The following is an 8,347-nucleotide window of genomic DNA, read 5'->3' on the forward strand; positions in this document are numbered from 1 at the left end:
GCCCGGCGCACTCGCAGCAGTCGAAGACAGCCGGAGGACAGACGTCCTGGCCGGCAACGCCGGCCACCGGCCCAGCCGAGCGCACTCGACGCGGAGGAACGCGAGCGCGTCATCACGTCGCTCGCGGCACGCCCGGCCCTGCTGCCGCTGCTGGACGCGGTCAAGGTACCGCTGCTGCTGGCCGCCGGAACCGAACGCATGCTCCACCACGGCTCCATGCCCTCGCCTTCGGGGGCCGTGCCTTGGGGGTCCGCGCCTTCGGAGTCCGTACCGGAGTCCGCGCCGTCGGCGTACGGGCCCGAGGATCCCCCGCTCGACTGCACGCCCTCCCCCTGCTGGCCCACGCGGTCCACCGCCGACGCGGTCGTCGTCGGGTCGGGCGCGGGGGGCGCGATGGCCGCGCGGACACTCGCCGCGGCCGGGATGCGCGTGGTCGTCGTCGAAGAGGGCGAGCACCACTCCACCGCGTCGTTCGGCCGGCGGGCGCCGCTCGACCGGTTCCTGAACCTGTACCGGGACGGCGGCGCCACCGTCGCCGTGGGGAATCCCCCGGTGGTCCTGCCCGTGGGCCGCGCGGTCGGCGGCACCACCGTCGTCAACTCGGGCACGTGCTACCGGACACCGGAACACGTCGTCACCCGCTGGCTGAGCCACCACGGGTTCGCCGCCGCCGAGGGCTTCGCCGCGCATCTGGACGAGGTCGAACGCGTGCTGCGGGTGGCACCGCAGCCGCTGGACGTCCTCGGCGCCAACGGGCGGCTCGCCCTGGCCGGGGCCCGGGAACTGGGCTGGACCGCGGCGCCCCTGCGGCGCAACGCCCCCGGGTGCCGGGGCTCCTGCCAGTGTGTCGTCGGCTGTCCCACCGGCGCGAAGCAGAGCGTCCAGCTGTCCGTGCTGCCCGAGGCGTGCGCGGCCGGCGCGCGCGTCGTGACGGGTGCTCGGGTACGGCGGATCCTCGTCGACCGCGACGGGCCGGCCGGTCCACGGGCCGCCGGGGTGCTGGCCCGCCGTCCGGACGGCAGCGAACTGGAGATCCTCAGCCCCTTGGTCGTGGTCGCCGCCGGGGCCCTTCACACCCCGCCGCTGCTGCGCCGCTCCGGCCTGGGCGGGCACCCTCGGCTCGGCCGGAACCTCAGCGTCCACCCCGCCATCAGCGTCGCGGGCCGCTTCGACCGTCCGGTCACCGCCTGGAAAGGCGTCCTGCAGAGCGTCGGGGTGGAGCAGTTGCGGGCCGACGGCATCCTGATCGAGGCGACCGCGGCGCCCGCGGGCATGAGTTCCTTCGTTCTGCCGGGAATCGGCCGCGCCCTGCGGCGGGAACTGGAACAGACGGAACGGCTGGCGACGCTGGGTGCCATGATCGCCGACCGTCCGTCGGGCCGCGTACTGGGCCATGGCCGCCCGCTGCTCCGCTACGGCCTCGCGGCGCGCGACGCGGGCCGGCTGCTGCGGGCCCAACGGGCCATGGGGCGTCTGCTGTTCGCCGCCGGCGCCGAGGAGGTGCTGACGGGCGTCCCCCGGGCCCCGCGCGCCCGCACCCCTGCCCAGCTGGAGGCCCTGCTCGACACAGTGAGCGCGCGCCACTTGCACGTCTCCGCGTTCCACCCCACCGGTACGGCGGCGGCCGGTGCCGATCCCGAGCGGTCACCGGCCGACCCGGAGGGCTGGTTGCGCGGCGTACACGGTGTCCTGATCGCCGACGGGTCCGTCCTGCCGAGCTGTCCGGAGGTGAACCCTCAGCTGAGCATCATGGCCGCGGCCCTGGCCGTCACCCGGCGTTTCGCGGCACGGGCCGGCTGACGGTCCCCACCGCGGAAGGCGGCCCACCCCGCACGCCGCGCGCCGCGCCGCGCCGATCGGCGGACGCACCGGTCGCCGATCACGCGGGCCCAATGCTAGAAAAGGGAGATGAGCGGACGTTCCCGCTGGCCATGGGCGAGCGCGGCGCCGCCGCCCGGCTCGCGGGGGTCATCCGATCCGGCCCGTGGCCGCAGGCTCTGGCCGCCACGCAGACGCCGTCTTTCGCCGTCCCTGAGCGTCCGCACGCTCGCCGCGCAGGTCTTCGTGCTCCAGGCGCTGATCATTCTGCTGCTGGTGACGGCGGGGGCCGCCGCCCTGGTGGTGCAGGGCCGCTACGACGCCCAGCGCACCGCCGAGGACCGTTCCCTGGCCGTGGCGGAGGCGTTCGCGCACGCACCCGGAACGGCGCTCGCACTGCGGTCACCGCATCCGGCCGCCCAGTTGCAGTCGGCGACGGAGCAGGTGCAGAAGGGGTCCGGGGTCGACTTCGTCAGCGTCCTCGACCGGCGCGGAATCCGGATCACGGACACCGACCGGGCCCTGATCGGCACGAAGTCCGAGGGGGTCGGCCGCGCCGCCATGGGCGAGATGTTCACCGAGACGTTCCACGGCCGGCCCTCCGACGCCGTCCGGGCGGTCGTACCGGTGACGGACCCCAGCAGGCGCGTGGTCGGCATGGTCACCGCCGGTATCCAGTACGGCAACGTGAGCCAGGTGCTCTCCCGGCAGCTGCCGATGCTGCTCGGCATGGCGGCGGGGGCGCTGCTGCTGGCGACCGGGGGCGCGGCGCTGGTCAGCCGCCGGCTGCTGCGGCAGACCCACGGTCTCGGCCCGGCCGAGATGACCCGGATGTACGAGCACCACGACGCCGTGCTGCACGCGGTGCGCGAGGGGGTGCTGATCGTCGGCGGGGACGGCTGCGTCGTGCTCGCCAACGACGAGGCGCGCCGGCTGCTGGACCTGCCCGGGGACACCGACGAGCGGCACGTGCGGGAGCTGGGGCTGGGTCCGGGTCTGGCGCGGCTGCTGCTGTCCGGTGAGACGGCGTCCGACGAGGTCGTCCCGGCCGGGGACCGGCTGCTGGCGGTGAACACCCGGCCCACCGCCCCGTACGGCGGCGCCCGGGGGCTGGTCGCCACCTTCCGCGACACCACGGAGCTGAGGGCGCTGTCCGGGCAGGCCGAGGTGGCGCGCGGCCGGCTGTCGTTCCTGTACGAGGCGGGCGTGCGGATCGGCACCACCCTCGACGTACGGCGTACGGCGGAGGAGCTGTCGGAGGTGGCGGTCCCCCGTATGGCCGACTTCGTCACCGTGGAGCTCCTCGACTCGGTGCTGCGCGGCGAGGAGCCCACGAGCGCGGTACGCGAGATGCGCCGCACCGCGCTGCGGGCCCCGCAGGACGGGCACCCCTTGCAGCCGGTGGGCGAGGTGATCCGTTTCATGGTGGCCGACACGCCGATGGCGGCGGCGCTGCGGCGGGGCAAGGCCGTCCTGGTACCGGACCTGCACACCGCCGAGGACTGGCGTGCGCAGGATCCGCAGGGAGCGCGGCGGGCGCTGGACTACGGCATCCACTCCCTGATCACGGTGCCGCTCCGGGCGCGCGGGGTGGTCCTCGGCATGGTCAACCTCTGGCGCGGCGCGGGCTCCCCCCGTTTCGACGAGGAGGACGTCGCCGTGGCCGAGGAGCTGGTGGCCCGCGCCGCCGTCGCGATCGACAACGCGCGCCGGTACTCCCGCGAGCACGCCCTGGCCGTGACGCTCCAGCGCAACCTGCTGCCGCTGGGGCTGCCGGACCAGGACGCGCTGGAGGTCGCCTCCCGTTACCTGCCGGCGGAGTCCGGCGTGGGCGGCGACTGGTTCGACGTCATCCCCCTGCCCGGTTTCCGGGTGGCGCTGGTCGTCGGGGACATCGTGGGACACGGGCTCCAGGCCGCGGTCACGATGGGGCGGCTGCGCACGGCCGTACTGAACTTCTCCTCGCTGGACCCGACACCGGACGAACTGCTCGGGCATCTCGACGAGATGGTCACCCGGCTGGACGCCCAGAGCGCGACCGCCGCCGACGACGGCCAGATGCCGCTCACCGGTGCCACCTGCCTCTACGCCGTCTACGACCCGGTCGGCGGGCGCTGCGCCGTCTCCCGCGCCGGGCACCTCGCACCCGCCGTGGTCGATCCGCAGGGCAGGGTGTCCTTCCCCGTCCTTCCGCTGTCGCCGCCGCTGGGGGTGGGCGGTCACCCCTTCGAGGCCGGGGAGCTGGAGCTGCCCGAGGGCAGCCGTCTCGTCCTGTTCACCGACGGGCTGATCGAGAACCGTGGACGGGACATCGACGACGGCCTGGCGATGCTGTCCTCGGCCATCGCCGGCGCGGACCGGACGCCGGAGGAGACCTGCCGCGCCGTGGTGGAGGCGATGCTGCCCGGGCATCCCAGTGACGACGTGGCGCTGCTGGTCGCCCGGACCCGGCTGCTCGACCCCGCGTGCGTGGCGACCTGGGACGTCCCGTTCGATGTGGAGGCCGTGCCCCGGGTGCGCGGCGAGGCGGGCCGGCGGCTGGCCGACTGGGGGCTGGAGGAGACGGCGTTCGGCACGGAGCTGATCCTCAGCGAACTCCTCACCAACGCGATCCGCTACGGCGCTCCGCCCGTACGGGTGAGGCTGCTGCTGGGCCGCACCCTGGTGTGCGAGGTGGCGGACGGCAGCAACACCTCACCCCGGCTGCGGCGCGCGGCCGGCACGGACGAAGGGGGCCGCGGTCTGTTCCTGGTCTCCCAGTTCGCGGACATGTGGGGTACGCGCTACGCGGCGCGGGGCAAGGTCATCTGGGCGGAGCAGCGGCTGGAGGGCGCGCCGGAGCCGGATCCTTCGGACCTGTTGGACGTCCTGGGCATCTGAACCGACGGGCCCGGCGCCGGGGGCGGTTTCAGGAGAGCCAGTCCTCGTAGCGGGTGGGGGCCGGCTGGGCGTGCGGGTCGGTGAGCACGTCGCCCTTGACGACGGCGAACATGCCGGCGGTCGGATCGGTGACGACGGTGCGGTGGTCGCCCTTGCGGGCCAGGGTCATCCGGCCCAGCTCGTCCAGGGTGAAGATCTCGGGTCCGGCGATGTTGCGCCTGCCGTTCAGCGGGGCGCCCATGGCGACCTCCGCGACCGCTTCGGCCACGTCCTTGGCGGCGATCGGCTGGATCGGCGTGGCGGGCAGCCGGACCGTGTCGCCCTCCGTGGTCCAGGACAGGACGTCGTCCACGAACTCCATGAACTGCGTGGCCCGGACGATCGAGTACGGGACGGGACCGGCCGCGAGGATGCTCTCCTGCAGCGCCTTGGCCCGGTAGTAGTCCAGCTCCGGCACCTGGTCCACGCCGACGATGGAGAGGATGACGATGTGGCCGACGCCGCCCTTGCGTGCCGAGGCCAGGACGTTCTCCATCGAGGTCTGGAAGAACCCCAGGGAGGCCGCGTCGAAGGTCGGGGAGTTCGTCACGTTGACCACCACGTCGGCTCCCGACACAGCCGCGTCCAGCCCCTGGCCGCTGATGACGTCGACTCCGGTGGAGTGCGAGTGCGGTACCGCCTCGTGCCCCGCGGCGTTCAGACGGTTGACGACCTGCGACCCGATCAGCCCGGTACCGCCGATGACTGCGACCTTCATGACACACCTTTCGTCCGTTTTATCCGCAATATGGCATAGGTGCTGCCGTCGGGCGCGGGGTGGAGGCGCGAGCGGGGCAGGGGATGACCGGCGGCGGAGCCCGCCCGGCAGCCGTACGAAACTTTCTGTGGGCGCGCCCGCGCGGGGCCCGTAATATCGGTGATCTCTTGGGGGAGGTGGTCATGGGCAAGCGGCGCCCTGGCTCGCCGACGCTGGAGGAGGTGGCCGCTCACGCCGGAGTGGGCCGGGGCACGGTCTCCCGCGTCGTCAACAACGCGTCCGGCGTGAAGGAGTCGACGCGCCGGGCCGTGCAGCAGGCCATCGCGGAACTGGGCTACGTGCCCAATCTCGCGGCCCGTTCGCTCGCCGGGCGCCGGGCCGACGCCGTCGCGCTCGTCATGACGGAGCCGGACTGGCGCAAGTTCGCGGAGCCCTTCTTCTCCGAGATCGTCCGTTCGCTCGGCGACGCCCTGACCGACACCGGGATGCAGTTGCTGCTGACCCTGGTCCGCTCGGACACCGAGCGGGCGCGGTTCCTGGAGTACGCCCGCGGCGGCCGGGTCGACGGGGTGCTGGTGATGTCCGTGCACGCCGACGATCCGCTGCCCGACATGCTCGCCGAGGCCCGGCTGCCGACCGTCCTGCTCGGCCGCCGTTCGGCCGACGAACACGTCAGCTACGTCGACGCGGACAACGTCGGCGGCGCCCGCAGCGCGGTCACCCATCTGCTGGACAAGGGCCGGCGGACGATCGCCACGATCACCGGGCCGCTCGACATGTACGTCACCCGGTGCCGGCTGCGCGGCTACCGCGAAGCCCTGGCCCAGGCGGGGGTGGACGCACCGCGGTCCTGGGTCGCGGAGGGCGATTTCACCGCGGAGAGCGGCCGGCGCGCCATGGCCCGGCTGCTCGAGCGGCACCCGGAGATCGACGGGGTGCTCGCCGCCTCGGACTCCACGGCCGCCGGCGCCCTGGAGGCACTGCGCGCGGCGGGACGCCGGGTGCCGGAGAACGTCGCCGTCATCGGTTTCGACGACTTCCCGCTGGCCGAGCGGACCGAGCCGCGGCTGACCACGGTCCGCCAGCCACTGGAGGAGATCGGGCGGGCCATGGTGCGCTTGCTCCTGGAGGAGATGGAGGAATCCTCCGTGGCCTGGCGGCACGTGATCCTCCGTACGGAGCTGATCGTGCGCGACTCGGCCTAGGCGGACTTGCTGCCGCCTCGACAGTCGCCCCGCAGCGGTTCCGGACCCGGCACGGTGCCAAGGGCAGGGCCGTACCGGGCGGCCGTCGGGCTTCGGCCGTCCCGTCCGGCGGGGCGCCCTCACGCCAGCGGATCGTGGCCCCAGTTCATCAGGGAGTGCCGCCATCTCGTCGCGCGTACGTCGCCGGAGGGCCGCTGTGCCAGATGCCGGCGGATGTAGCCGACGACCTTGCGCATGTGGCGGTAGTCGTCGTCGGAGAGGTCGCCCTTCTTGGTCCGCAGGATCTCCACGATCCGGCGGCCGGAGGCGTGGCCGGTGGACTCGTCTCCGTCCCTGTGCTGTCCGGCGTCGCGTGACCGGTCGGTGGCGAGCCACTTCTCCAGTCCGGCCGGTGTCATGTTCACCAGCTCACGGAACGCCTCCCGCACCTCTTCACGCTCGTCGTCGTCCACGTCGGCTCACTTCTTCTTGAGCGCGGACGGCTTGTGCACCGCGGTCCTGCCGGACTTGGCGCTGCGTACCTGGTACTGCGGGTCGTCAGGCGAGGCGTCCACCGTGCGGCCCGCGGCCTCGGTCCGATCGGTGATCTCCTTTTCCACCTCGCCCTCGGCCCGGCTCCCGTGACTGCGCCACGTGACGTGATCACCCTTCTTCAGCGTCTTGCCCGCTTCGCGCTTCTTCACCATGCCGACTCTCCCTTGGCACCTTGTCGGCGGTCTGCTCCCCCTTCTTCCAGCCTGGGGGTCCCCGGCCGATGCCGCGACGCGGAGCGGGTCAGCCCGGCCGCCCGTCGTCCGGTGAGGCCGCGGCGCGGTCGGCCCGTCCGCCGGCGCCCAAGCTGCCCGTGGCACGCAGCGGCCGCCCGGCGTCCCAGCGGGGCAGATCGTGGCGGGCCAGCCGTAGCACCACGGGCGGCAGGGCCCAGCGCAGGGGCTGGACGAGACGCAGCCAGGCCGGAACGTAGACAGCGGTGCGGCGGCGCTCGACGGCGCGCGCCAGCCGGGCGGCGACCACGTCGGCCGGATGAATGGTCCGGACGCCGGGGGGCATGCGCACGCGCAGTTCGCGCAGGGCGGTGAAGTCCTCGGCTTCGCGGATCATGTCGGTGTCCGCCCAGGCGGGATAGGCGATGCCCACCGCGACCCCCTCGTGCGCCACCTCGGCCTGGAGGGAGTGGGCGAAGGCTTCCACGCCTGCCTTGGAAGCGCAGTAGGCGCTCATCATCGGGGTGGCTCCGAGGGACGCGAGCGACGCCATCTGCAGGAAGTAGCCCGCCGTCGCCGTCAGATCGGGCAGGAACGCCCGAGCCGTGTGGGCACTGCCGGTCAGGTTCACGTCGACGACACGACGCCATGAGGCGGGGTCCGACGTCGCGAAAGGGCCTCCTTGGGCGATTCCCGCGTTCGCCACGACCACCGACGGCCGACCGAGGCCTCCGCGGACCCGGGCTGCCGCATCGTCCAGCGCGGCATGGTCCGTGACGTCGACTTCGACCGCCAGTGCCGCGGTGGGCAGGGATGCCGCCAAGGCGTCCAGTTCAGACCCCTCATGGCCGAGAAGTGCCAGGCGCGCCCCGCGCCGGGCCAGTTCGCGCGCCAGCGCCGCGCCCAGCCCGCGTGCGGCTCCGGTGATCACGACGGTCCGGCCCTGGAGGGCGCCGGCCCTCACCCGCCGCCCCTTCGCCGGG

Annotated in this window: 7 protein-coding genes; 3 read left to right on the plus strand and 4 right to left on the minus strand. The window is 73.8% G+C overall.

Going from position 1 to position 8,347, the window contains the following annotated elements:
- A partial coding sequence (locus ABZV94_RS38385) for a GMC family oxidoreductase (RefSeq protein ID WP_356349155.1) occupies window positions 1-1,800 on the plus strand: 1,800 nt, incomplete at its 5' end.
- Window positions 1,801-1,908: 108 nt separating this feature from the next.
- A complete protein-coding gene (locus ABZV94_RS38390; protein WP_356349158.1) occupies window positions 1,909-4,698 on the plus strand; it encodes a SpoIIE family protein phosphatase in 2,790 nt (929 codons plus the stop codon).
- A gap of 28 nt (window positions 4,699-4,726) precedes the next feature.
- On the opposite strand, the gene ABZV94_RS38395 is transcribed toward ABZV94_RS38390, so the two are convergent.
- The gene (locus ABZV94_RS38395; RefSeq protein WP_356349160.1) at window positions 4,727-5,455 is read right to left on the minus strand and encodes an NAD(P)H-binding protein; all 729 of its coding nucleotides are present in this window, start codon (window positions 5,453-5,455) and stop codon (window positions 4,727-4,729) included.
- Window positions 5,456-5,637: 182 nt separating this feature from the next.
- Here ABZV94_RS38395 and ABZV94_RS38400 point away from each other — a divergent pair, with 182 nt between their 5' ends.
- On the plus strand, window positions 5,638-6,660 hold the full coding sequence (locus tag ABZV94_RS38400; RefSeq protein ID WP_356349162.1) for a LacI family DNA-binding transcriptional regulator: 1,023 nt from the start codon (window positions 5,638-5,640) through the stop codon (window positions 6,658-6,660).
- 119 nt (window positions 6,661-6,779) lie between these two features.
- Here the strand turns inward: ABZV94_RS38400 and ABZV94_RS38405 are convergent, their stop codons facing one another.
- The 3 genes from ABZV94_RS38405 to ABZV94_RS38415 all read right to left on the minus strand — a co-directional run bounded on the left by ABZV94_RS38405 (window position 6,780) and on the right by ABZV94_RS38415 (window position 8,328).
- A complete protein-coding gene (locus ABZV94_RS38405) occupies window positions 6,780-7,112 on the minus strand; it encodes a DUF3140 domain-containing protein (RefSeq protein ID WP_356349164.1) in 333 nt (110 codons plus the stop codon).
- Between the two features lie 6 nt (window positions 7,113-7,118).
- Window positions 7,119-7,346 carry a DUF2945 domain-containing protein gene (locus ABZV94_RS38410; protein ID WP_356349166.1) on the minus strand — a complete coding sequence of 76 codons (228 nt, stop codon included), beginning with the start codon at window positions 7,344-7,346 and terminating at the stop codon, window positions 7,119-7,121.
- An 88-nt stretch (window positions 7,347-7,434) separates the two neighbouring features.
- Entirely contained in the window at window positions 7,435-8,328 is an 894-nt protein-coding gene (locus tag ABZV94_RS38415) for a short-chain dehydrogenase/reductase (RefSeq protein WP_356349168.1), read from the minus strand.
- Between the last annotated feature and the right edge of the window lie 19 nt (window positions 8,329-8,347).

The sequence above is a fragment of the Streptomyces sp. NPDC004658 genome, from assembly GCF_040609555.1.
Lineage (GTDB): Bacteria > Actinomycetota > Actinomycetes > Streptomycetales > Streptomycetaceae > Streptomyces.

Coding starts and splice junctions, on each gene's coding strand:
- ABZV94_RS38390 (WP_356349158.1), top strand. CDS start 1,909: ATGAGCGGACGTTCCCGCTGGCCATGGGCGAGCGCGGCGCCGCCGCCC.
- ABZV94_RS38395 (WP_356349160.1), bottom strand. CDS start 5,455: ATGAAGGTCGCAGTCATCGGCGGTACCGGGCTGATCGGGTCGCAGGTC.
- ABZV94_RS38400 (WP_356349162.1), top strand. CDS start 5,638: ATGGGCAAGCGGCGCCCTGGCTCGCCGACGCTGGAGGAGGTGGCCGCT.
- ABZV94_RS38410 (WP_356349166.1), bottom strand. CDS start 7,346: ATGGTGAAGAAGCGCGAAGCGGGCAAGACGCTGAAGAAGGGTGATCAC.